The organism is Moraxella sp. CTOTU46934, assembly GCF_031979465.1.
Taxonomy (GTDB): domain Bacteria; phylum Pseudomonadota; class Gammaproteobacteria; order Pseudomonadales; family Moraxellaceae; genus Faucicola; species Faucicola tetraodonis.
This window is the reverse complement of the sequence record NZ_DALZEG010000001.1, coordinates 97768-121564: the sequence shown is the minus strand read 5'-3', so window position 1 is coordinate 121564 and position 23797 is coordinate 97768. Positions and strand designations below refer to the sequence as shown.

Here is a 23797-nt window from a genome sequence, read left to right as displayed (position 1 = left end):
TTTTGGTTGTCGGACTTCAGATATAGGACTTCGGTTGTCAGTTTTAGAATGTCAGATTTCGGGTCTCGGTGAAATTACCATAACATTATCAAAACGCTGCCAAATCTCATCCACGCTATCTTGGGGGGTTTCCACGCACAACAGCACCCAATCCCACGCATCAGGCGTCACGTTATAAACAAAATTGGTCATGCCCAAGCCATAATGATCAAAGAACTTGATAACGCTAGTCACGGCGCTATCAGCATGGATGGCGATGGGTGAGCGCGTCAAGGCAGAAAATTTGACATCTGCTTGATACTGCGCCAAGCGTTCGGCAAGCAGCAACGGCAACCAAACAAACTCATTACTTCCCAGTACCAAGATTTTTTGATGAGCAAATGACGCTAGGGTCAATTGTCTTTGGCTCAGCGTATGATGCAAACCTTGCAGCAAAAAATCCAATCCCGATGTACTATCGCGTGTCGGTTGCCTACCCCAATTGCCGGTAGGCAACAGTGGCTGACTGCCTGCCTTTGTGGTTGACACATTTGGCATGGTGACCGCGGGCGCATTCACCCTATCTGTCCACGTCCAATCTCCTGCGAGCAAATGGTGGCGAAAAAAGGCGATGTCATTAAAAATATTACTATCTGTTTTGCCCAGTTTTTTGTTCAGTGACCAATCAACTAGCGTCGCCAAATGCACTTGCTCAAGCTTACTTAATCCTGCTTGACGCAGGGCGTTGACCACATTTTGGCAGGTATTGCCTGTGGAGGCTTCGTCATCGACCATAATCAAGGTTTTGGCGTTTTCAACGTTCGATTGTAGCGCGCTGTCATCACTTTGGTAAATCAAATGCACACTGGCATGACTATGATCTTCGCTAAACGTGGCAAGCAGCTCTGCTGCCTGTGCATGCCGCGTCGAGTTGAGCAAAATAGCTTGTGGATAACGCGCCTGCAGCACTTGATGCACCCCTGCCGACAGTCCGACTGCGGTCTCCGCCATACCAATCACCACAATCGGCTCAGGCAAATCATCGGGTATGAGAGTCGCCAACTGGGTGAAGGCTTGTCGCATCTTATCGGGGGATACCGGAATATGTCGCCCCAATACTTTGGATACAAACAAAAACGCGCGCTTGGGATTGATACGCTCAGCAAACCCCAACAAATCATCAAGCTGATAATCCGCAGTGGTTTGATAGCGTAAAGTAAGCTCGCCACGCGATAACGAAATGATTTTTTGCTCGGTCATGGCGTCTGTTGTCCTGTTATTTTTATCCGTTAGCCGATTTTGACACTGGTCATCAGCGGACGCACGATGCAAGGGGTAATGGTATCACCTACCGCTGGCAGATGCGGTTTGGTAATACAGCCTGACCAATAGGCAAAAGCTAATTGGGTTAAATTCATCGTACCGTTGTCAAAGGCATGATCGGTGTAGCCAATCCCACCAGAGGCGCGGCTATTGATTTCCAGTACCTTGTGCATGCCATTTTCATCAGCTTTGGTTTGGATGCTCACAATACCATCGGCTTTTAGGGCTGTCACCAGACGCTTGACAAGCTCCATCACTGTCTCGTCATAGCCCACATGCTGCTCACTGCCTTCTTTATAGCGCGTCACTGCGGCTAACACTTCCCCTGTCTCACATACCACATCAATCGAATATTCTTTGCCTGCTAGATAGGGCATCAGCAGCATAGCAATGGGTTGTTCTTTTACCAGTTGGCTATGGTTATAGGCGTGCAAAAATTGTGCAAGATGGATTTTTTTATCCTCAGTAAAGTATAAATGCTCAAAACTATCCCACGCATCGACCGCTGCCGTATCGAGTCGCCAAAACCCTTGCGCAAATATGCCTTTAACGGGTTTTACACATAACGGCTGCTCACCATGCAACGCGAGCAGTGCCATTAACTCATCTGTATTATCGAACTGCCAGCCACTTGCCACAGGGATGTCATGTTGCTGGCAAAAAGCTGTAAAAGCGGCTTTATCGTCCATTAATTCAAGCGTGGCTGTGTCAGTTGCGCCTGTCAATAACCGAATACCGGCTGCTTTGAAGTCTTGACGTCTGGCTTCGTAATCTTGGCTATTGCGCCCTGTGAGCACCACTTTACTATTGTGCTTTTTGGCCTGTGCAAGTACAAACCCAACCCGCTCACTTGGCTCGGATGGCTCTTGGTACGCTATGTCGGCACAGTTTAAGATTTCTGGTCGTGGTTGTCGATGGGACGCCACGATGGTCATGGGTAAGTTATATTGGCATTTCATGGCTTGCATGGCAAGTAGCATCTCACGCTGGCTTGACTGCCCTTCTGCCAACCAAATTGAAAGCGGGGTATTACTGGGGTTTAAAATCATTCAACTTCCATTGGCAACGCATCATGCCATTTAACTTACTATCAACTGGATGAAAAGCCGTATCATAAAATAAAACTGGGTTGGATGAATAGCATTTTTAGCATTTCGTCCACTAAAAAATCTTGGGCAACTGAACGAGTGAGTAACGCAATCATATTTTTTTCCTTTACTCCTTAATCAATAAAAAAAACGAATGCCACCTCACAGTGACATTCGTTTTTTTACCTAAACTGTATCTTTAACAAACAAGCGAATACCGTGTTTATTTATAACCCGCTTTTTTCATTAGCATAATCGCATGGCGTTGGTTTTTACCAGCCACGGATACATTGATAATGTCCTGCTTAAAGCTGCCCCATCTGGCGACTTTTGGATCTGGTGCGATGCGTGGGTTGGCTGGGTATTCACTGTTCAAGTCAGCAAATAAATTCTGTGCCTCTGCGCCACTGAGCCATTCCATAAATTTTTGTGCTTGTGCCGCGTTTTTGCTGTGTTTAACTACGCCAATACCCGATACATTGACATGGGTGCCTTGCCATTTTTGGTTGGCAAAATAGGGTTTGACCTTAATGTTTGGCTTGGTATCAAGCAGCCGACCATAGTAGTAAGTATTGGCGATACCGACATCACAGCGACCTGCGTCAATTGCTTCAAGCAGCGCTGTGTCATTGGCAAATGGCGCGGTGGCTAGATTACTGACCCAACCTTTTAAAATACGCTCCGTTTGTGGTAAGCCGTTGTGATGAATCATGGTGGCAACCAAAGATTGGTTATAGACATTGTCCGATGTTCTTAAACACAGCTTGCCTTTCCACTTGGGGGTAGATAAATCTGCGTAAGTTGATAGCTGGCTTGGATTGATTTTGGTTGGGTTGTAAAAAATGGTACGGGCGCGCACTGACATACCAAACCAACGATTTTGTGGGTCTTGGAATTGCGGCGGGATATTGGTTTCAAGTACTTTTGAATTGACAGGTCTTAAGATGTTTTCTTGCGCCGCTTGCCATAAGTTACCGCCATCGACGGTGATGAGTAAGTCAGCTGGGGTATTAGCACCTTCTGCTTTAATTTTTTCGATCAGTACGCCTGCTTTATCGTTGACCAGCTTGATTTTTACGCCTGTTTGCTGCTCGTATTTTGCCACAATCGGCTTCAACAAATTATCAGCACGCGCCGAATAAATCACCAGATCACTTGCTAGCGCAGGTGTTACCGCGCCCATCAACATACCAAAAGTCATCAAGCGTTTCATAATTTACCCTTTTATTCGTCCTAAAAAATTATACCGAACACCCTACTAAAAAGCAGACCTTAACGATGCGACGGTGCAAGTTAAAATCGCCGCCAAACGTATTGGTTTCGTAGTATAATATAGAATATTTATTTAAACAATAATAATTATCATTTACATTAAGGTTAACCATTTGGGTGGGCATGAATAAGGGTATTGGTTTGGCTCGGTTTTGGCTGGTGCTATGTTCGACTCTAGTATTGCTGCCGCTTTTGGTGGTACTTACTAGCTTTGGTGAGATTGACCAAGAGATTTGGCAGTTTTTGCTTGATTATCAGTTGGGGTTACTACTTAAAAACACCCTGATATTGCTAATCACGACGTCCGTCGGGATTTTGCTACTTGGCGTGACCACCGCATGGCTAACGGCGATGTACCAGTTTCCAGGACGTAAGCTATTTTTTTGGGCGATGATGCTGCCACTTACTGTACCTGCCTACGTATTGGCGTTTGTGCAATTGGGTATGTTTGACTATACAGGTGCGATGAGTACCTATTTGCGAGAGCAGCAGGGGTTTGCACAAGGACTGCCCGATATCCGCAATATTTGGGGATTATCGATTGTGCTGATACTAGCTTTTTATCCCTATGTGTATCTTCTCGCTCGCAACGCCTTTACCAGTATGGGGCAACAGGCGCTGGAGATGGGCGCATCGCTTGGCTTGACGCCACGCGAATCGTTAGTCAAAATTGCCCTACCGATGGCGCGTCCATGGCTAATGGGTGGCTTGCTGCTGGCGATGATGGAAGTCCTCGCAGATTTTGGTGCGGTATCTGTCTTTGGGGTAGAAACCTTTACTACTGCCATTTATCAAGCTTGGTTTGGCTTTTTTTCCATTGATACTGCCAAACAACTGGCTTCTTTACTGGTGCTATTTGTATTTGTCATGATTGTGCTAGAGCAGCTGAGTCGCGGCCGCCGTCAATTTGCCACCAAAAAATCCACGGCAATCCAGCCAAAGCCGCTACCTAGGGGTTTGGGTTGGCTGACAACGATGTATTGCGGTGTGATTTTGCTGGTCAGCTTTGTGCTACCTGTCATCCAGTTGATTGTTTGGGTGGTCGCGCATTGGCAGCAGGGCGATGTGAGCGCGTTGCTCCAGCCGATGGGCAATTCATTAGTGATTGGGCTTGTTGGTGCGGTATTGGTCATGGTTGTGGCATTGCTACTTGTGATTGCCAAGCGCAGTGATAAGTCATTGTTTGCCACGATTTTGATGCGTATTACCACGCTCGGCTATGCCATCCCTGGTTCGGTATTGGCGATTGGTATTTTTATCCCAATTGCAGCGATGGACAATCTGTTATTACAATTTTTGCCCGTCAGTGATGGTACGACCGCTGTCATTAAAGGCTCGTTAATTGTGATGCTTTTAGCCTATATTATTCGCTTTTTGGCGCTGGCAGTGTCGAGCATTGAGGCAGGTTTTGAGCGTGTCCGCCCAAGTCTTGTGGAGTCGGCAGTCATCCTCAATGTGCGCGGTGTTGCGTTGATTCGCCGTTTGTATATCCCTTTGGTCAAAAGCTCGCTAGGCGTTGCCGTACTCATGGTGTTTGTCGATTTGATGAAAGAGATGCCCATCACGCTGATGACCCGACCTAGTGATTGGGACACTCTCGCGGTGCGAATTTATGCCTTTACCATGGAAGGGCAGTTTCAGCAAGCCGCATTGCCTGCACTGGTCATTATACTAGCGGGACTGTTGCCCGTGATTTTGTTTTCCAAGGAAAGTAACGTAACATGAACTTCAATGATTTATCGCAGAACGCGGTATCGGATGCGCATTTGACTGTGAATGAGTTATCGCTCAGTTATCACCCGTCTAGCAAAACCGTCCTCGATCAGATTAGTTTTGAGTTGCCGCAAGGGCAAATTGCGTGTTTGGTCGGTCAATCTGGCTGTGGTAAAACCAGCCTGCTACGCTGCATTGCAGGTTTTGAAACCCCGACAGCAGGCTCAATTCAATTTGGCAAGCGGACGCTATTTGATAGCCGCACCCATATCAATATCCCTGCTTATCAGCGCCAGATTGGCATTGTGTTTCAGGATTATGCGCTGTTTCCGCATTTGACGGTGGCAGACAACATTGGTTTTGGGCTTCAACACTTGTCAAAAACTGACAGACAGAGCAGCATTGATGCTTTACTTACCTTGATAAGACTGGAACAGTTAGCATGTCGCTACCCGCATGAATTATCTGGCGGGCAGCAGCAGCGGGTGGCATTGGCACGGGCGATTGCCCCCAATCCGCAGCTGATTTTGTTTGATGAGCCATTCTCAAGTCTCGATGCCGATATGCGAGAAGCGTTGGCGATGAGCATTCAGCAGCTACTTAAAGCCAAACAAATTAGCGCCATTGTGGTGACCCATGACCAGCAAGAAGCCTTTATGATAGCGGATAAAATCGGTATGTTGGCAGATGGTCGATTGCAGCAATGGGACACGCCAATTCAATTGTATCAAGCCCCTAGCACCGCCACGGTGGCAAAATTTGTCGGCAAAGGCAGCTTTCTACAGGCGCAGCAACATGGCAATGAGTTGCTGACCGCAATCGGTGCGTTGCCAATGAGCAATTATCCTTATTTTGCAGACAGTCACCAAGTGCTGATTCGACCAGAATGGCTATCGGTGGTACCCCAAACAAACAGCGCGGTTAATGGGTTGATTACCGCCAAGCAGTTTAAAGGCAGTCATGTGGTTTATGAAGTGCAGCTTGCTAGTCAAGAGCGTGTGTTGGTCTACTCACCCACAGATGTTGCCATATTGGGCGAAACCGTGGGGCTGCTGATCACTCACCTGCCTACAAGCCGTCAATAAAGGTGAACCGCCCCGGAATTGTCGGAGACCTAAAACCTTGAGACAATACCCTTATGAAAACCAAAAAACACCCAACAGAAGTTAAAAATAGAGCCGCCGAGTTGCTGATCGAATTGCAAAAGATTATCCTTCACTATGGGCAGTCATACAAGCAATTACATTCTACCAATGGATATGTATCGCCTATTATGTATCCATAAAAACATGAATAAATTAAAATCCTCATGAAATCAATAATTTAGGCATTAAGAATGGTGCGCTCGGCGGGACTCGAACCCACGCCACAGGCTTCGGAGACCTGTACTCTATCCAGTTGAGCTACGAACGCTTTGATTGGGATTGAAAAAAAGCAGTGGGCTATTTTAGCAAACTTTTCGTACAATAAGCAAATCATCAAAATTACTGCTAAAAACTGCTCGGCAAAGTTGATAGCACACATCAAATAAGCATAGCTTTTTCAGATAATTTTCCCTTATAATAGTATGGAAAATAAATCTGTGTAACATTTATCGCATCAACGGATACAATCGAGCAATCTAATGGCTCATATTGTCCGTTTTAAAAGTATTACGATAATTTAATTCACCTGTTTGAGAGAACGTGACGAATGAAAAAAGTAGTGATGTTATCAGCGGTTACTATGCTAAGTCTTGCGGGTATCGCTGTCAGCCAAGCTGAGGATAAAGCCAGTGCCCCTGCAGCGGCATCAGCTACCGCTAGCGCTTCAAGTACCGCGACAGCCTCAAGTACTGCAACTGCTTCAGCCCCTGCATCCTCTGCCGCTCCCGCAAAAAAGGAAGCAGAAAAAGCACCTGAAGACCCACCTCAAGTTGCAAAATTGGTTGCATTATACCCAAATCTAATCGCACGTATTGCCCCACAAGGTAAAGTTTGTTTTGAAGGTAAAGAGTGTGATATCACTATTGCCGCTGCATTGGGTGCCGCTGACCCAAACAAACCACGTGAAGGCAAAGTAATTTATGAAGGTGTTTGCCATACTTGTCACGCAGCAGGTCTGTTAGGTGCACCAAAATTTGGTGACAAAGGCGCTTGGGGTCCCCGTATCGCTAAAGGTACCGCTACCCTTCACCAACACGCGCTACAAGGCTTTAACGCCATGCCAGCCAAAGGTGGTAACGCTGATTTGCTAGATGTGGAAGTGACCAACGCGGTTGATTATATGGTTTCTCAAGCCAAATAGTCATTTTTAGCCCAGATAAAGCCTATCAACTGATAGGCTTTTTTAATTGTATCATTGATATAATTTAGCTTAACCACTATAAACTTAGTTCACGCAAATCTTTAAACTGTCCAACCTATCCCCATTAAGGTCTCACCTTTAACTAGAACCTGCATTGCTATGGCAAACTTTGACACTACCATCCCTGCTCTAAAAATCACCCAGCTTACCAAAACCTACCCAAATGGTTTTGCCGCACTCAAAGGCATTGATTTGACTGTACCCCAAGGTGGATTTTTTGCCCTCCTTGGTCCCAATGGTGCGGGTAAATCCACCACCATTGGTATTATCAGCTCGCTATTTAAACCCACCTCAGGCTCGGTAGAAATTTTTGGGGTAGATTTGCTTAAACAGCCTGCCAAAGCCAAGCAGTTCTTAGGCGTGGTGCCGCAAGAATTTAACTTTATGCAGTTTGAAAAAATCGAAGATATTTTGATTACCCAAGCGGGTTATTTTGGCATACCTCCCAAGGAATCTCGCCCGCGTGCCGAAAAACTGCTTAAAGCATTGGGTCTTTGGGAAAAACGCGACGACAAAGCGCGTATGCTCTCTGGCGGTATGAAACGTCGTTTGATGATTGCGCGTGCTTTAATGCACCGTCCCAAACTACTGATTTTGGATGAGCCGACTGCGGGGGTGGATATTGAACTGCGCCGCTCGATGTGGGATTTTATGCAGCAAATTAACACGGAAGAAGGTACGACCATTATTTTAACCACCCATTACCTAGAAGAAGCTGAGCAGCTGTGTAAAAACATTGCTATCCTTGACCAGGGTGAAATTCGTATCAATACCGATATGAAAAGTTTGCTTACCAGCCTTGATGTGGAAAGCTTTGTGTTTGATTTGGCGCAACCTTATCCCGCACCCATTACTTTAACCAATGTGGTAAAAACCAAGCAGCCAGACCCGTTGACCCTTGAAGTCACACTCAAAAAAGGCAACAGTTTAAATGATGTTTTTGCCCAGTTAACTGCTCAAAATATTCAGGTAGCGAGTATGCGTAACAAAGCCAATCGCCTTGAAGAGTTGTTTTTAGGGATTGTTGAAAATAATTTGACTGAAAAATTGGAGAATTAACATGGATTTTCAACACCAGTTGGTCGCATTTAACACCTTGTTAGTCAAAGAAATCCGCCGAATTCTTCGCATTTGGCCGCAAACGCTGTTGCCCCCTGCCATCACCATGAGTTTGTATTTTATCATCTTTGGTAAAATGATTGGCGCGCGGGTTGGCGATATGGGCGGTGTCTCCTACATGCAGTTTATCGTGCCTGGCTTGATTATGATGTCAGTGATTACCAATAGCTACTCCAATGTGGTATCGAGTTTTTTTGCCACCAAGTTTCATGGTAATATCGAAGAAATGCTGGTCAGTCCGATTTCTAAACATACCATTTTACTGGGTTTTATCGCGGGCGGTTTGTTTCGGGGGTTGACCATTGGCGCGATTGTGACGGTGCTCGCGTTGTTTTTTACTCAATTATCACTAGTGCATGCATTTGTCACGATTTTTACCGTGGTGATGACCTCAGCATTGTTTTCGCTGGGCGGTATGATTAATGCGGTATTTGCCCGTTCGTTTGATGATATTTCCATCGTACCCAGTTTTGTGTTGACACCCTTGACGTATTTGGGCGGGGTGTTTTATTCACTTAAAGATTTATCAGGATTTTGGCAAAACATATCGCTACTAAACCCCATTGTTTATATGGTCAATGCTTTTCGCTATGGTATTTTGGGTCATTCAGATGTCAATGTATGGTCATCTTTGGTGGCGATTGGGATTTTTACCGCGATATTTTATGGCATTGCCTACTATTTACTCAAAGATGGCTCACGCGTTCGTTTATAACTTAGATAACTTAGTTAAATTAAAAAAATATGAAACCACTTGAAACTCACGGTATTTTGGGTCAATCCACCCACTATCCAAAAACCTACGCCCCCGATATGCTCTACCCCATTCCCCGCGCATTAGGACGAGCGAAGCTAGCGCTGCCTACTGACGCCTTGAGTATCGGCATGGACTGGTGGCAGGTTTTTGAAATGTCTTGGCTTAACTTACACGGCATATCACAGGTGGCAATGGCGCGCCTTGCCATCCCTGCCACCTCAGACTACATTGTCGAATCAAAATCGCTCAAACTTTATTTTAATAGCCTAAATTTCACTGAATTTGACAATCAACAAGCTGTTAAAGCAGCGGTGGAAAAAGACTTATCGGCTTGTCTAAAAACCGATGTGACGCTTGAGATTTTTGAAGTAAACATCGCAAATAGCTTACCCATCAGCGCGCCGCAGGGTGACTGCATTGATAACGCGTTAGATAATAGCAGTAAAAAAATCGCCATTGTCAGTGATGTCGATCCTTCAAGTTTGACCGTTGCCCATCAAGGCGCCTCTGATAGCCAGTTACAAATCTTGCATTCGCATCTGCTGCGTTCAAACTGCCCTGTCACCAATCAGCCAGATTGGGGAACACTGGAGATTCAGATAGATAGCCAACAAATTGACTGCGCAGGACTGCTTGAGTATATTTTGAGCTTTCGTCAGCATAATGGCTTTCATGAACAATGCGTGGAGCAGATTTTTAGTGATTTAACCCAAGCCTTTGCGCCAAAAACGCTCATGGTACGCGCATGGTACACACGCCGTGGCGGGATTGATATCAATCCTTGTCGGGTGAGTGATGTCAGTTTGTTGCCGTCACCATCACGGCTCAACCGTCAGTAATATTCGCTAATAATAATCGCCAGTAAGCTAGTCGCATTTTTATCAAAAAAAGCGTATGCTATGTTTTTTCAAAATTTTTCTGCCTAAAACTAAAATTAATTAACAGTTGGCGGCAAGCAATACCCAGAAGGATTACCGCATGCAAGCAGTCGGCCAACTCATGCTCGATATTGAAGGCACAGCGCTTAGCCTAGCAGACGAAGCACTGCTACGCCAACCGGAAGTTGGCGGCGTGATTTTGTTTGGGCGCAATGTAGAAAGCCCTGAGCAAGTACGCGAACTGACCGATAGTATGCGTGCCATCAAGCCCAATATTTTAATTGCGGTTGACCAAGAAGGTGGACGTGTCGCTCGCTTACGCGCGGGTTTTTCGCCGCTACCTGCAATGGGTAAACTCGGTGAAAGGTTTGAGCATGACCCTATCACTGCGCTTGATCTTGCTTATTGTGCGGGCTATTTGATGGCAAGCGAAGTCCTAGCGGTTGGGATTGATTTTAGTTTTGCGCCTGTACTTGATATCAATGGGGTGAGCCGCGTCATTGGTGATCGTGCGTTTCACGCCCATCCGATTGCAATCACCGCCTTATCTGCTGAATTCATGCGTGGGATGAAGCTTGCAGGAATGGCAACCACGGGCAAGCATTTTCCCGGTCACGGCTCAGTTGCCCCTGATTCTCATGTGGACGATGCCACCGATGAGCGCAGTTATGATGAGATTCGCCAATACGATATGCAGCCATTTATTCGCAACAAGCCGCTACTAGATGCGCTCATGCCCGCTCATGTGGTATTTAGCACAGTTGATAACAAACCTGCAGGGTTTTCATCGATTTGGCTGCAACAAATTATCCGTGGCAAATTAGGGTTTAATGGGGTATTGTTCTCCGATGACCTGTCGATGAAAGCGGCACATGTTGCAGGTGACGCAGGTGACCGTATTGCGGCTGCTTTAACAGCAGGTTGCGATATGGGATTATTGTGTAATGACCGCCCTGCTGCCTTGGTTGCGCTTGAGCGTTTGCAAAAACAGCCGACACTGCTCAATACCACCAGCCAACATCGGTTATCTAGCATGAAAGGCAATATCAAAGGCTGGCGGGGCTCACTGGCCGACTCAGCCAAAGACTGGTCACATTGGCAAAGCAGTCAGCGTAAAGTGCTAGAAAATTTCTTTGCATGAATTTGCTTAAAACAAGAAAATTTGAAACGAGCAACTTTAAAAACAAATTCGAAAAAAAGCACCTTTTAAAAAAGCAACGCGGCAACGTTGCTTTTTTTATGGCTACTTTTTCATAGCTATTTTTTTAGCTATATTTTGATTCATCAATTGACATAGCGTAATTGGCCAATCAGTTTTTGCAAATGCTCACTACTTAACTCACTCCAAATGTTATAAAAACAGCCATTGTTCAGCACTATATAAGCCAGCATTTTACCCTGTGGGTTATTGCCCTCTCGCCCAAGCGTCACATAACTGCCATCGGCATAGTTTTTACGATATGCCCAGCCCTGATACAAGTCATGCTTAGATGTGGTACCTGCATTCGCTACGCCGTAAGCACTGCGCAAAGGCCTGCCTTTAAAATTCTTTAAGTCATACGCCACCGCAAAGCCACCTGAAAAATTGGCAGCGCGTGATTGCGCAGTTTTGATATTGACTGATGAATGATTAGCAATGGCTAAAATTGGGCAATATTTATAATCAGATTGTCGCCATTGCTGGTGGTAAATTGGGCTAACTTGGCTACTTTTGAGTGACGCATGCGATTGCCAAGGTGATTTTGGCAGCCTAGTAGCCGCTTGGGCAGTATTGACAACTATGCAGCCAATTATCGCAACACAGGTCATAGCAAGTTGATAAAACATCGTTGTACTTCGTATCATATTACGGGCCTCACGCGATTTTATTTTAGGTTTGTTATCAGGTAAAGTTACGCTATTGGCAATTTATCTTTACGAGCTTATCTTCTAGTACACTATATGACCCTAGTATATAGAGTAGATAATTGTTCATCCTAAAAAAGTGTAGCCCAAACGTTGTTTTTTATAACAAATTTGCAAACGCGATAAATAGATAAGGCATAAAAAAAGCCCCTAATTCATTGAATTAGGGGCTTTTTTAGAATATGGGGCGAATGATGGGACTCGAACCCACGACAACCGAGATCACAACCCGGGGCTCTACCAACTGAGCTACATCCGCCATAAGGTAGGTTTTACAGACTAGCAAAATGCGCGCCTGACAGGATTCGAACCTGTGACCACCCACTTAGAAGGCGGGTGCTCTATCCAACTGAGCTACAGGCGCATAAAAAAAGCCTGCTCGGCTCTTGATTCATCTTTTCAACTTGGGTAAGTTTAAAGAATGAATGGTCGGAGTGAAAGGATTCGAACCTTCGACCCCCTGGTCCCAAACCAGGTGCACTACCAAGCTGTGCTACACTCCGATTGCCTAACTAGGCTTTAATTGTTACTTCAATACCTTAGCAATAGTGAGCTTAAAGGCTATCATCGCTAAGTGGTGCGTATATTAAAGCAAGTTAGTTAGGCTGTCAACGACTTTTTTCAATATTTTAAAAACAGACAATGGTTTTTAATGTCTATTTTTTGAGCGTGGCGCCAAACGCGAGCATACGATCTAGGGGTTTTTTAGCTTGTTCGATTAGCTGCGCATCAACAAAAATCTCGTGCGGTACGGCGTCAGGCGTGCCTACTTTCTCCAGTGCATGGATGATTTGGTCTAAATCATTCATCGCCATCCACGGGCAGTGCGCACATGAACGACAGGTTGCACCTTCGCCACGCGTCGGCGCTTCGATAAACACCTTATCTGGTGCCGCTTGCTGCATTTTATAAAAAATACCGCGATCGGTCGCGACGATGAACATCTTGTGCGGCAGGGTTTGCGCCGCTTTAATCAGCTGACTGGTGCTACCCACGGCATCTGCCATTTGGGTCATCTCAATCGGTGATTCTGGGTGCACTAGCACCGCCGCATCGGGGTACATCTCTTTCATAGTTTTTAGGCTGCGGCTACGGAACTCTTCATGCACAATACAAGCGCCATCCCACAGTAGCATATCTGCGCCCACTTTTTGCTGAATATAACGCCCCAAATGCTGGTCAGGCGCCCAAATGATTTTTTCACCTTGGCTGTCTAGATGGTCAATGAGCTCAACCGCGATACTCGATGTCACCACCCAATCTGCCCGCGCTTTAACAGCCGCTGAGGTGTTGGCATACACGACCACAGTACGGTCAGGATGTTGGTCACAAAACGCGCTAAAATCTTCAATCGGACAACCCAAATCTAGTGAGCAAGTGGCTTCTAGGGTTGGCATTAATACCGTTTTTGCTGGGCTTAGGATTTTAGCAGTCTCACCCATGAATTTGACACCTGCAACAATCAGCACATCAGCATCACTATCACGCCCAAACCGCGCCATCTCTAAACTATCCGACACGATACCGCCTGTGGCTTCCGCAATTGCTTGGATTTTTGGGTCGGTGTAATAGTGAGCAATCAACGTGGCATTATGCAGTTTTAACAAATCGGCAATGCGCTGTTTTTTTTCTGCAAATTCGGCATCGTCAATCTGAATATCTTGGGGTATACCGAGCTTATCGAGATGTTGTTTGACAATATCTTTGGCAGACACTGCTACCAGTTGCTCATTATTCGCTAATAAAGGATTGGCTAGCTGGGTAGTTGCTTGTGGCGTACTTGATTGTTGCATGAAAAACTCCTTCTCATGATATGACTTACCCATGTCTATCACAGGTAAGTAGCAATTCATTGATTCTCCTGCTGTTACTATAGCAAACTTTCTTGCGCAAGGTGAATCAATTGCGACTAGTAATTGATATAAGGGTAATTTGGCTAAATTAAATACTGGGACCAATTAAAATCTTATTAAGGCTCAATCGTTACGCTTTTGCTTTTACCAAACGTTTTAACAGCGCGCGCTCGCTATAGCCAATTAACCCAATATAGACAAGTAATAAGGTATTGGATAACCAAAAATTCATTTGAAAAGCACTGACGATTATCACACTAAACAGCATCAGCGTGCCCAAAAAGAAAACGATTTTTTTGGTTCGGTAAGGTATCGGATAAAAATGCTGTCCAAGCGCGTACGATACTATCATCATGAGGAAATAAACAAAAAGCGTCACCCACGCCGACACCATAAAGCCGTATTGTTTTAAAAACAGCATATGGAGCAAAATAGTCAGTCCCGCCCCAAACCACGAGATGGCTGAGCCAATCCCAGTACGGTCAGTTACCTTATACCAAGTTGATAAGTTGTAATAAATCCCAAAACATAGGTTCGCAATGACGATAATCGGTACGATATTAATCGCTGTCCAATAACTGGGATCGGTGATAAATAACCGTTTGAGCCATGAAATATTGGCAATAATCCCAAGCGCCACCACCGATGCAAATAAAGCAAAGTACTCTGTCATCATCGCATAAGTATGTTTGGCATTGGCATGGTGCATTTGTTTGAATAAAAAAGGCTCAATCCCCATCCGATACGCGGTCACAAACAAAGTCATTAATACCGCCAATTTATAGCAGCCACCGTATGCCCCCGCATCGCCTTTATCAATCATATAATATTGAATGATTTTATCGAAGTTTTCATTCACCATAAATGCCAACCCTGCCAGCATGACCGGATAAGAATAGCGAATCATACGTTTGAACAAGGCTTTATCAAAATGTAAGCGTACTTTTTTGATAATTGGAAACAGCATCATAAAAGTGGCGAGACTGGCAACTAAATTGGCAAAGAACGGATACGCCACTTGCTCAGTCAAACCGAAACTTTTGGCAGCCTCAATGGGCACAAAGCGAAATAGCGCAATAACCACCACAGTCTGTATCAAAATCGACACCACCCGCACCACCGAATACTTCACAGGCTGGTTGTGATAACGTAGCCAAGCAAACGGAATGGTACAAATCGCATCAAAAAATGCAATCCAAGCAAACCAACGCAAAAATTCAGGATGACTGCCATAATCCATCAGGATTGATAATGGATTGCTAAACAGCAACACCATGACCAAAAAACCGCCTGCCAACATGGCAATAAACCAAAACGCCGTGCTAAACACATTTTTTTCGGCGGCGCCTGTTTTATCTTCTCCTGAAAAGCGAAAATAAGATGTTTCAAAACCAAAAGTGAGCACAATATTGATAAAAGCAATCCAGGCATATAGACTAGTAAAGATAGCAAAGGCTTCTTTATCGATGTAATTGATATACAACGGATTGAGTAAAAAGGTAATGACACGGGGTAAAATCGCACCGATACCATAAATAATGGTTTCACCTAACAGTCGTTTGATATTCACAGGCTATCCAAAGTTAATGTCGCTTGATGGGTTTTAAGGTTGGCTAATAATAGGCTTTTGGCGTTGTAGTGCTAATAAGGCATGTTGCACTTCTTCCACTTTTTTCTCGGTCAATAAATTGCTGATATTAATCCAAATCCAGTGAAAGCCATACCCGCCGTCCTGCATTTCAATTTTGGCATGTTCAATCGTCCAGTTTTGTACCAAAATGCGATACATAGCAACGGTAATACCGGTGCGATCTGAGCCATGATAACAATGCACGAGCACCTTGTCGCCACGCGCTTGGTGCCACAAAATATCATACAAAATTTCAGCAAGTTGCTGCGGCTTGATTGCCCAAGTCATCAATGGGTGATTGATAAAGGTCAGCGGTAAATTGGCTAAATTTTCTTCGTTATCATCGCGATCAAAAAATCGTAAATTGATAAGCGTATTGATGCCGTACTGCCGGATAATACCGATATCATCGGGCGTCAGCTGCTCACTACGAAACAGTTGCTCATCGATTTGATAAAGATTGGCATGTTGACACCGTAATTTTGCCCAAGTAGCGGGACGAAAATGCTGTGCAAATGGCATGTCATTGACCTAGTAGTATGATGAATTTATGCGACATAATAGCCCAAAGTGGACAAAAACGCACCGAAATTTAGCTGTAAAAAAACCCAATCAATATTGGGTTTTTTTGGCGTAATTAACAGCAATCCTTAGCTAAAGAAGGTTCACGCTTAAACATCCAGGTAATCTAGGATACCTTTAGCAGCCTCACGACCTTCCCAAATCGCGGTTACCACCAAGTCTGAACCCCGAACCATATCGCCACCTGCGAAGATTTTTGGATTCTTAGTTTGGTACTTATAGGTTTGTAATTCAGGCGCAATCACCCGTCCACTATTATCCATCTCAATGCCTTGGGTGGTAAACCAATCAGCCGGGCTAGTACGGAAACCAAATGCCATAATCACCGCATCGGCTGGCAAGATTTCTTCTGAATTGGGAATAGGCTCTGGGCTGCGGCGACCACGGTTATCAGGTTCGCCAAGTTTAGTGGTCACTACTTTTACGCCCGTTACTTTACCGTTTAAACCGATAATTTCAATCGGCTGACGGTTAAATAAAAACTGTACGCCTTCTTCGCGCGCGTTACGCACTTCACGGCGTGAGCCTGGCATATTCTCTTCATCACGGCGGTAGGCACAAGTCACAGAAGTTGCACCTTGGCGGATACTGGTACGGTTACAGTCCATCGCGGTATCACCACCGCCAAGGACGACCACTTTTTTGCCTTGTAAGTCGATGTACTCTTGTGGGTTCGTTTCCCAACCTTGGCAGCGGTTGACGTTTGCGATTAAAAAATCAAGCGCATCATACACGCCGGATAACTCTTCGCCGGCATAACCGCCACGCATATAGGTATAGGTACCCATACCCATAAACACCGCGTCATACTCAGAGAGTAACTCATCAATAGTGACATCTTTACCGATCTCGGTATTTAAACGAAATTCAATGCCCATGCTTTCGAAGACTTCGCGGCGGCGACGCATGACATTTTTTTCCATTTTGAATTCTGGAATACCAAAGGTCAGTAGTCCGCCAATTTCAGGGCGTTTGTCAAATACCACAGGTTTGACGCCATTACGTACTAATATGTCAGCACAGCCAAGACCGGCAGGACCTGCGCCAATCACCGCAACTTTTTTATCCGTCCAAGTCACACCGCTCATATCTGGACGCCAGCCTAGCGCAAACGCAGTATCGGTGATGTATTTTTCCACGTTACCAATGGTGACCGCCCCAAAGCCGTCATTGAGAGTACAAGCCCCTTCACACAAACGGTCTTGGGGACATACTCGCCCACAGACTTCTGGCAACGTGTTGGTTTGGTGGCATAAATCTGCCGCTTGGAAAATATGACCTTCGGTAGCCAGTTTTAACCAGTTTGGAATGTAGTTGTGAACGGGACATTTCCATTCACAATAAGGGTTACCACATTCAAGACAGCGGTGCGCTTGGTCAGTTACCTTGTCTTGCTCAAAGGGATAGTAAATCTCAACAAACTCGTGAGTACGGGTATTAATGTCTTTTTTTGAAGGGTCGACACGTGCGACGTCTAAAAACTGAAAATCGTTGTGTAATCGTTTTGCCATGCCCCAATGCTCCTAAAGCAATGCTCCTAAGTGAGTGGTATCCAGCGATTCACTGTATACCGACCTGCTTGACAGCGAACTTTTAAAATTTAAGTTAAAGGTAGAGCGCTGGTCACGCGCTACCTTTAGCAATCCAATATCATCAAATTATGCTACACAATCGCTTATTGTGGGTCTGCTATGGTCGTTTTTAGTAGCGAAGTAATGTTCGCGGCTTTTGGTTTGACCAAATAGAACTTACGAACATAATGCTCAAAGTCGTCAAGGATGGTTTGACCCCATTGGCTACCTGTTTTTGCCACGTGTGTTTTGATAATCGACATCAAGTTGATACGGTGATTTTCTGTTTGCTCACTTGAGATACGATGCATATCGATAAGCTCATGGTTACAACGGTCAAAGAAATCGCCATCTAAATCAAGCACATAAGCAAAACCGCCTGTCATACCGGCACCGAAGTTTAGCCCTGTTTTACCCAACACCGTCACCACACCGCCGGTCATGTATTCACAGCAGTGGTCGCCGGTACCTTCAACAACCGCAAAACAACCTGAATTACGCACCGCAAAACGTTCACCTGCAGTACCTGCCGCATACAGATGACCGCTTGTGGCACCATACAGACACGTGTTACCGATGATAGCGGTTTGTTGGCTAGCAAAAGTCGAACCTTTTGGTGGGTAAATCACGATTTCACCCCCTGCCATGCCTTTACCGACGTAGTCGTTGGCATCCCCTTCAAGCTTAATGTTTAAGCCGCCTGCATTCCACACACCTAAACTTTGACCCGCAGTGCCGGTTAAGTGCAAGTTGATTGGCGCGCTTGCCATACCATTGTTGCCATGCAGCGCAGCAATCTCCCCTGAGATACGCGCACCGATAGAACGGTCACAGTTGCCGATACGATAGCTAAAGTCACCGCCTTTGGCTGATTTGATGGTATCCATCATATCGATAACCATTTGTTCAGCGAGCAAGCCTTTGTCAAATGGCTCATTGCGCTCAACTTGGCAGGTTTGTGGTTTGCCATCGCCTTTGCTATGGGTAAATAATAGCGGCGCTAGGTTCAAGTGTTGTTGCTTGTTGGTGCTGCCTGACATGACTGATAGTAAGTCGGTGCGACCCACAAGCTCTTCCATTGAACGCACGCCCAATGCCGCCAACCACTCGCGGGTTTCTTGTGCCACAAATCTAAAGAAATTAATCAGCATTTCGGCTTCACCGATGAAATGCTCATCGCGCAGTTCTGATTTTTGCGTTGCCACACCCGTTGGACAGTTGTTTAGGTGACAGATACGCAGGTATTTACAGCCCACGGCAATCATTGGCGTGGTACCAAAACCAAAACTTTCTGCTCCCAGTATTGCTGCTTTTACTACGTCTAAACCCGTTTTTAAACCACCATCTGTTTGCACGCGTACTTTATGACGTAACCCGTTGACACGAAGCGATTGGTGCGCTTCAGATAAACCTAGCTCCCAAGGCGAACCTGCATAGTGAATTGATGACAAAGGAGACGCTGCGGTACCACCATCATACCCTGAAATGGTAATCAAGTCGGCATACGCTTTTGCCACACCCGTTGCAATGGTACCTACGCCTGGGCGCGACACCAATTTGACTGACACAAGCGCGTTTGGATTGACTTGTTTTAAGTCAAAAATTAGCTGCGCCAAGTCTTCAATCGAATAAATATCATGATGTGGGGGTGGTGAAATCAAGGTCACACCTGGCACTGAGTAACGCAAACGCGCAATTAAGCTATTTACTTTACCACCGGGTAACTGACCGCCTTCACCGGGTTTTGCCCCCTGCGCGATTTTAATCTGCATCACTTCTGCAGAACGCAGGTAGGCCGGTGTGACCCCAAAACGACCTGAGGCGACTTGTTTGATTTTTGAATTACGAATCGTGCCATAACGTGTGGGATCTTCACCGCCCTCACCCGAGTTTGAACGTCCGCCAATCGTGTTCATCGCGGTTGCAATCGCCTCGTGTGCTTCTGGCGACAAGGCGCCTAATGACATACCTGCTGAGTCAAAGCGTTTTAGGATTTGTTCAATGGGCTCAACGTCATCAACACTGATGGATTTACTGGTATCTAACTGCAACAAATCACGTAACGTCGCTACAGGGCGGCTGTTGACAATAGACGCATATTCTTTGTAGTTGTCGTAGTCGCCCGTGCGTACCGCTTTATGTAGCGCTTGAATCACATCTGGGTTGAAAGCGTGGTATTCTTTATTAAAGACGAATTTTAACAAGCCGCCTTGGTCAAGCGGTACACGCTTGGTAAAGGCATTTTTTGCCAAGATTTGTTGGTCAATCGCCAAGTCTTCAAACGTGGCACCTGAGATACGGCTTTCAACCCCAGTAAAGCAAAGCTCAACCACTTCTTCTGATAAACCCACGGCTTCAAACAATTGCGCGCCGCGATAAGAAGAAACGGTAGAAATACCCATTTTTGATAGGATTTTTAATAAGCCTTTATCCAAGCTTTTTCGGAAGTTGTTTTTGGCGTACAACGGGTCACCAAGCAAGTCGCCTTTATCGACCAAGTCTGCAATCACATTGTAAGCCAAGTATGGATAAACCGCAGTGGCGCCAAACCCTAACAAGACCGCTAATTGGTGCGAATCACGTACCAAACCTGTCTCGATGATTAAGTTGGCATCTGCGCGTAAACCCACATTAATCAAGTGATGATGCACCGCACCTGTCACCATAATGGCATTGGCAGGTACTTTACCTTTTTCAATATTGCGGTCAGATAATACAATCAGTACTTTACCTGCACGTACCGCTTGGGCAGCTTGCTCACAGATGTTTCTGATGGCATCATCTAATGGCATTGATTCATCATAATTTAAATCAATGGTTTCAATTTCAAAACCTGGTTTTGTGACGCTGCGTAGTTGCATCATTTTGCTCGATGACAACACAGGCGATGACAACACGATACGGTTGGCATGGTCTGGCGTGGGTTCAAAAATATTTTTTTCGCTACCCAAACAAGTTTCCAATGACATCACAATCGCTTCGCGCAGAGGATCGATTGGTGGGTTGGTAACTTGAGCAAATTGTTGCCGGAAGAAATCAGCCACGTGACGAACTTGTTTTGACAGTACCGCCATCGGGGTGTCATCCCCCATTGAACCAACGGCTTCTTGACCGTTTTCGGCTGAAGGACGGATGATTTCTGTGCGTTCTTCATTGGTGATATGAAACATTTTTTGCAGTGCTAACAGGTTCTCCCCTGTTTCACGTTGCTCGTAAGCTTTTTCTTCTAGCTGTTCATCATCCCGTAGACGTACCGCATTTTCCCGTAACCATAGGCGATATGGGTGGGCTTTTTTCAGCTGACGACCCACTGCTTTGGTGTCCATGATGTTACCAGTTTCGGTATCAATCACTAGCATTTGACCCGGTCCGACGCGACCTTTAGCAATCACGTCTTCAGGCTGATAATCCCAAGTACCGATTTCTGAAGCCACGGTGATATAGCCATTTTTGGTAGTCACCCAACGTGAGGGACGTAAACCATTGCGGTCAAGCATACAAACCGCATAGCGACCATCTTGGATCACTAGACCGGCTGGACCATCCCACGCTTCCATGTGCTGTGAGTAAAACTCATAAAACGCGCGTAAATCCATGTCCATCGTGTCAACATTTTGCCAAGCGGGTGGCACAAGGATAGAAAGCGCACGGAATAAATCCATGCCCCCTGACACCAGTACTTCAAGCATATTGTCTAAGCTTGATGAGTCAGAGCCCACACGGTTGACGAGTGGCTGTAATTCTTGCAGCTCTGGAATCAAATCGGTGACAAATTTTGGCGTACGAGCGACTGCCCAGTCACGGTTACCATCAATCGTGTTTAATTCACCATTGTGGGCAAGATAGCGAAAAGGCTGGGCTAGTGGCCATCTTGGCAGGGTATTGGTTGAGAAACGTTGGTGGAATACCACAATGTGTGACGCCAAACGTTCGTCTTGCAAATCCAAGAAGAACGCGGGTAAATCGGCAGGCATAACCAAGCCTTTATAGATAACCACTTGTGAGGTCAATGACGTCACATAAAATAATGGGTCATCTTTCAGTTCGATTTCTGCTTTGCGGCGTGCAACGAATAATTTACGGTTAAAGGTTGCCTCGTCCATATTGATTGGGCAATTGACTAAAATTTGTTTAAAGCCCGGGAGTGATTCACGGGCAATGTCACCGACGATACTTAAATCAACCGGCACATCACGCCAGCCAGCGACTAGCAAACCTTGTGCTTCAATCGCTTGGCTTAGTGTATCTTGGCTATGCTGTGCTAACGCTTTATCAAGGTTAACAAATACCGTGCCGACGGCAAAAATTTCGTTTAGGGTAAAGCCATTGTCTGAAGCAATTTTTTTAAAAAATACTTTGGGCGTCGCAATCAATAGACCACAACCATCGCCTGTCTTACCATCGGCTGCCACGCCACCGCGGTGGGTCATACAGCTTAAACTATGAATCGCTGTTTGCACTAAGTCATGACTAGCTTCACCATGGGTATGCGCAATCAAACCAAACCCACAGTTGTCTTTGAACACATCGGGTTGGTAAAGATTATGCTGATCTGAATACTGATTTGAAGACATAAGCGTGTTCCCTTAACAAGCTGGTAGCAAAGAAATGGGCATACTATAAATATGTGCAATGTTTGCTATTGAATCATAAAAGATTGGAATAGATAACTGTCATGTTTGTTATCTATATATACCATAAGAAATCAAAATGATACCCTTCGTTATATTAACGAAAAAGGGTAAAAAAATCCACTGTTATTTGAATCCCAAAACTAACCAACACGTCTAACCTCACTAGTTAGCTTGGGACTTTTGGTTAATTAACTCGCCCATGCTATCCTTTGAGGCATCTTTGGATTTTGGCTTTTCTTCAGACGGCTTGCTGTGGGTTTGTTTGGGTTTAACGTCAGCATTATCATTCTTGCTATTGATAACTTTTGGTTCTGAACGGGTGGCATTTGAATCGTTACTGTTGCTTTCAGCAATCACTTTACCTTCTTGAATAGAAAGGGTCTCTTGCGGATTGACTGACTTTTCAATGCTGGTTTTTGGCGCTACGCGTTTTGGTTCTGCTGCTGTGGGGGTCGCAGCTTGTGGTTGCCGTTCAACGTTGGCTTTTGGCGCAGGCAACAATTTTGGTGTGGCGTTTAGCTTGACTTCTCGCGCGGCTGTCTTACCGACATCACGAAGGGGTGGCGCGATTTCATACTCATCCATTTGTGGGGCATACATTTTAAATTCTTCAGGAAATGCTTTGACCTCTTTTGGTAAATTAAAATTCACTACTTTAGCCGCGCCAACCGCTTCTTGTACTGAGCCAAATACCCCATAGGTGACCACAAAGCGTTTTTGGTTATGCGCATCGACGATACGAAAATAATTAAATTTATCACGATCGTCACGGCTATTTAGGTAATCGGTGACCACTTCGTGCTCCACCACGTTCATGACTTGAACGGTCCATTTACCGTTATTGGCCTTGATAAAGCGACTGTCCTTAAATTCTTTGGGATAGTTACGCATATCACGAATCACCGCATCAAATTTGATGGGTCTAACTTCAGTATTAAGCTCTTCAGGTGTTTTGGCCAATAGTAGCGCGGTGGGATCTTGATTTTGATTGGCATTACTCGCCGCTTTCACCGCACTTTTGGCAGGCTTTACTGCAGAAGCAATCCACACCATGACCGTCAAGCCGCCTGCAATCGCCGCTAAAATCAGCCAAGTGGTCACTTTAAATGCCCATGAACGATACAGCGTAGATAAAGAATGCACCATA

General features: G+C 45.4%; 17 protein-coding genes and 4 tRNA genes. 7 read left to right on the top strand and 14 right to left on the bottom strand.

The features are described from left to right. Positions 1–51: 51 nt before the first annotated feature. The 3 genes from RTN07_RS00525 to RTN07_RS00515 all read right to left on the bottom strand — a co-directional run bounded on the left by RTN07_RS00525 (position 52) and on the right by RTN07_RS00515 (position 3603). Entirely contained in the window at positions 52–1239 is a 1188-nt protein-coding gene (locus RTN07_RS00525; protein ID WP_312174739.1) for a phosphoribosyltransferase domain-containing protein, read from the bottom strand. Positions 1240–1268: 29 nt separating this feature from the next. After that, positions 1269–2351, bottom strand: a complete 1083-nt coding sequence (locus RTN07_RS00520) for an ATP-grasp domain-containing protein (RefSeq protein ID WP_312174737.1) — start codon at positions 2349–2351, stop codon at positions 1269–1271. Positions 2352–2613: 262 nt separating this feature from the next. Beyond that, positions 2614–3603: an extracellular solute-binding protein gene (locus RTN07_RS00515; protein ID WP_060996339.1), complete on the bottom strand. Its 990-nt coding sequence runs from the start codon at positions 3601–3603 to the stop codon at positions 2614–2616. Positions 3604–3785: 182 nt separating this feature from the next. Here RTN07_RS00515 and RTN07_RS00510 point away from each other — a divergent pair, with 182 nt between their 5' ends. Further along, positions 3786–5387, top strand: a complete 1602-nt coding sequence (locus RTN07_RS00510; RefSeq protein ID WP_312174732.1) for an ABC transporter permease — start codon at positions 3786–3788, stop codon at positions 5385–5387. Next, positions 5384–6460, top strand: a complete 1077-nt coding sequence (locus tag RTN07_RS00505) for an ABC transporter ATP-binding protein (RefSeq protein ID WP_159676010.1) — start codon at positions 5384–5386, stop codon at positions 6458–6460. Before RTN07_RS00510 ends, RTN07_RS00505 begins: the two co-directional genes overlap by 4 nt. 252 nt (positions 6461–6712) lie before the next feature. Here RTN07_RS00505 and RTN07_RS00500 read toward each other — a convergent pair. Further along, positions 6713–6788: transfer RNA gene (locus tag RTN07_RS00500), tRNA-Arg, on the bottom strand. A 279-nt stretch (positions 6789–7067) separates the two neighbouring features. Here RTN07_RS00500 and RTN07_RS00495 point away from each other — a divergent pair. From RTN07_RS00495 to nagZ, 5 genes are all read left to right on the top strand, one after another. Then, positions 7068–7661 carry a c-type cytochrome gene (locus tag RTN07_RS00495; RefSeq protein ID WP_099833614.1) on the top strand — a complete coding sequence of 198 codons (594 nt, stop codon included), beginning with the start codon at positions 7068–7070 and terminating at the stop codon, positions 7659–7661. A 159-nt stretch (positions 7662–7820) separates the two neighbouring features. Then, positions 7821–8780, top strand: coding sequence for an ABC transporter ATP-binding protein (locus RTN07_RS00490; RefSeq protein ID WP_312174727.1), 960 nt, complete (start codon positions 7821–7823; stop codon positions 8778–8780). Between the two features lies 1 nt (position 8781). After that, a complete protein-coding gene (locus RTN07_RS00485) occupies positions 8782–9555 on the top strand; it encodes an ABC transporter permease (protein ID WP_159675987.1) in 774 nt (257 codons plus the stop codon). Between the two features lie 29 nt (positions 9556–9584). Then, complete coding sequence (gene queF / locus RTN07_RS00480; RefSeq protein WP_312174724.1) at positions 9585–10436, top strand: NADPH-dependent 7-cyano-7-deazaguanine reductase QueF; 852 nt, start codon at positions 9585–9587, stop codon at positions 10434–10436. A 139-nt stretch (positions 10437–10575) separates the two neighbouring features. Continuing rightward, the gene (gene nagZ / locus RTN07_RS00475; protein WP_062334157.1) at positions 10576–11616 is read left to right on the top strand and encodes a beta-N-acetylhexosaminidase; all 1041 of its coding nucleotides are present in this window, start codon (positions 10576–10578) and stop codon (positions 11614–11616) included. Positions 11617–11759: 143 nt separating this feature from the next. On the opposite strand, the gene RTN07_RS00470 is transcribed toward nagZ, so the two are convergent. The 10 genes from RTN07_RS00470 to RTN07_RS00425 all read right to left on the bottom strand — a co-directional run bounded on the left by RTN07_RS00470 (position 11760) and on the right by RTN07_RS00425 (position 23796). Beyond that, complete coding sequence (locus RTN07_RS00470; protein WP_312174723.1) at positions 11760–12320, bottom strand: hypothetical protein; 561 nt, start codon at positions 12318–12320, stop codon at positions 11760–11762. Between the two features lie 243 nt (positions 12321–12563). Next, positions 12564–12639 (bottom strand) — tRNA-His (locus tag RTN07_RS00465). A 31-nt stretch (positions 12640–12670) separates the two neighbouring features. After that, positions 12671–12744: transfer RNA gene (locus tag RTN07_RS00460), tRNA-Arg, on the bottom strand. A 62-nt stretch (positions 12745–12806) separates the two neighbouring features. Beyond that, positions 12807–12883 (bottom strand) — tRNA-Pro (locus tag RTN07_RS00455). Positions 12884–13036: 153 nt separating this feature from the next. Next, a complete protein-coding gene (gene nadA / locus RTN07_RS00450; protein WP_159675984.1) occupies positions 13037–14173 on the bottom strand; it encodes a quinolinate synthase NadA in 1137 nt (378 codons plus the stop codon). 190 nt (positions 14174–14363) lie between these two features. After that, positions 14364–15803: a lipopolysaccharide biosynthesis protein gene (locus tag RTN07_RS00445; RefSeq protein WP_312174721.1), complete on the bottom strand. Its 1440-nt coding sequence runs from the start codon at positions 15801–15803 to the stop codon at positions 14364–14366. A gap of 33 nt (positions 15804–15836) precedes the next feature. Then, positions 15837–16385 carry a tyrosine-protein phosphatase gene (locus RTN07_RS00440; protein ID WP_050324010.1) on the bottom strand — a complete coding sequence of 183 codons (549 nt, stop codon included), beginning with the start codon at positions 16383–16385 and terminating at the stop codon, positions 15837–15839. 149 nt (positions 16386–16534) lie between these two features. Further along, positions 16535–17956, bottom strand: a complete 1422-nt coding sequence (locus RTN07_RS00435; protein ID WP_095356380.1) for an FAD-dependent oxidoreductase — start codon at positions 17954–17956, stop codon at positions 16535–16537. Positions 17957–18120: 164 nt separating this feature from the next. Continuing rightward, a complete protein-coding gene (gltB, locus tag RTN07_RS00430) occupies positions 18121–22590 on the bottom strand; it encodes a glutamate synthase large subunit (protein WP_312174720.1) in 4470 nt (1489 codons plus the stop codon). A 222-nt stretch (positions 22591–22812) separates the two neighbouring features. Further along, entirely contained in the window at positions 22813–23796 is a 984-nt protein-coding gene (locus tag RTN07_RS00425; protein ID WP_312174718.1) for a hypothetical protein, read from the bottom strand. Between the last annotated feature and the right edge of the window lies 1 nt (position 23797).

Excerpts from the sequence above, each read along its gene's own strand:
- RTN07_RS00525 (WP_312174739.1), bottom strand. The coding sequence starts at position 1,239 with ATGACCGAGCAAAAAATCATTTCGTTATCGCGTGGCGAGCTTACTTTA.
- RTN07_RS00520 (WP_312174737.1), bottom strand. The coding sequence starts at position 2,351 with ATGATTTTAAACCCCAGTAATACCCCGCTTTCAATTTGGTTGGCAGAA.
- RTN07_RS00515 (WP_060996339.1), bottom strand. The coding sequence starts at position 3,603 with ATGAAACGCTTGATGACTTTTGGTATGTTGATGGGCGCGGTAACACCT.
- RTN07_RS00510 (WP_312174732.1), top strand. The coding sequence starts at position 3,786 with ATGAATAAGGGTATTGGTTTGGCTCGGTTTTGGCTGGTGCTATGTTCG.
- RTN07_RS00505 (WP_159676010.1), top strand. The coding sequence starts at position 5,384 with ATGAACTTCAATGATTTATCGCAGAACGCGGTATCGGATGCGCATTTG.
- RTN07_RS00495 (WP_099833614.1), top strand. The coding sequence starts at position 7,068 with ATGAAAAAAGTAGTGATGTTATCAGCGGTTACTATGCTAAGTCTTGCG.
- RTN07_RS00490 (WP_312174727.1), top strand. The coding sequence starts at position 7,821 with ATGGCAAACTTTGACACTACCATCCCTGCTCTAAAAATCACCCAGCTT.
- RTN07_RS00485 (WP_159675987.1), top strand. The coding sequence starts at position 8,782 with ATGGATTTTCAACACCAGTTGGTCGCATTTAACACCTTGTTAGTCAAA.
- queF (WP_312174724.1), top strand. The coding sequence starts at position 9,585 with ATGAAACCACTTGAAACTCACGGTATTTTGGGTCAATCCACCCACTAT.
- nagZ (WP_062334157.1), top strand. The coding sequence starts at position 10,576 with ATGCAAGCAGTCGGCCAACTCATGCTCGATATTGAAGGCACAGCGCTT.
- RTN07_RS00470 (WP_312174723.1), bottom strand. The coding sequence starts at position 12,320 with ATGATACGAAGTACAACGATGTTTTATCAACTTGCTATGACCTGTGTT.
- nadA (WP_159675984.1), bottom strand. The coding sequence starts at position 14,173 with ATGCAACAATCAAGTACGCCACAAGCAACTACCCAGCTAGCCAATCCT.
- RTN07_RS00440 (WP_050324010.1), bottom strand. The coding sequence starts at position 16,385 with ATGCCATTTGCACAGCATTTTCGTCCCGCTACTTGGGCAAAATTACGG.
- RTN07_RS00435 (WP_095356380.1), bottom strand. The coding sequence starts at position 17,956 with ATGGCAAAACGATTACACAACGATTTTCAGTTTTTAGACGTCGCACGT.
- gltB (WP_312174720.1), bottom strand. The coding sequence starts at position 22,590 with ATGTCTTCAAATCAGTATTCAGATCAGCATAATCTTTACCAACCCGAT.
- RTN07_RS00425 (WP_312174718.1), bottom strand. The coding sequence starts at position 23,796 with ATGGTGCATTCTTTATCTACGCTGTATCGTTCATGGGCATTTAAAGTG.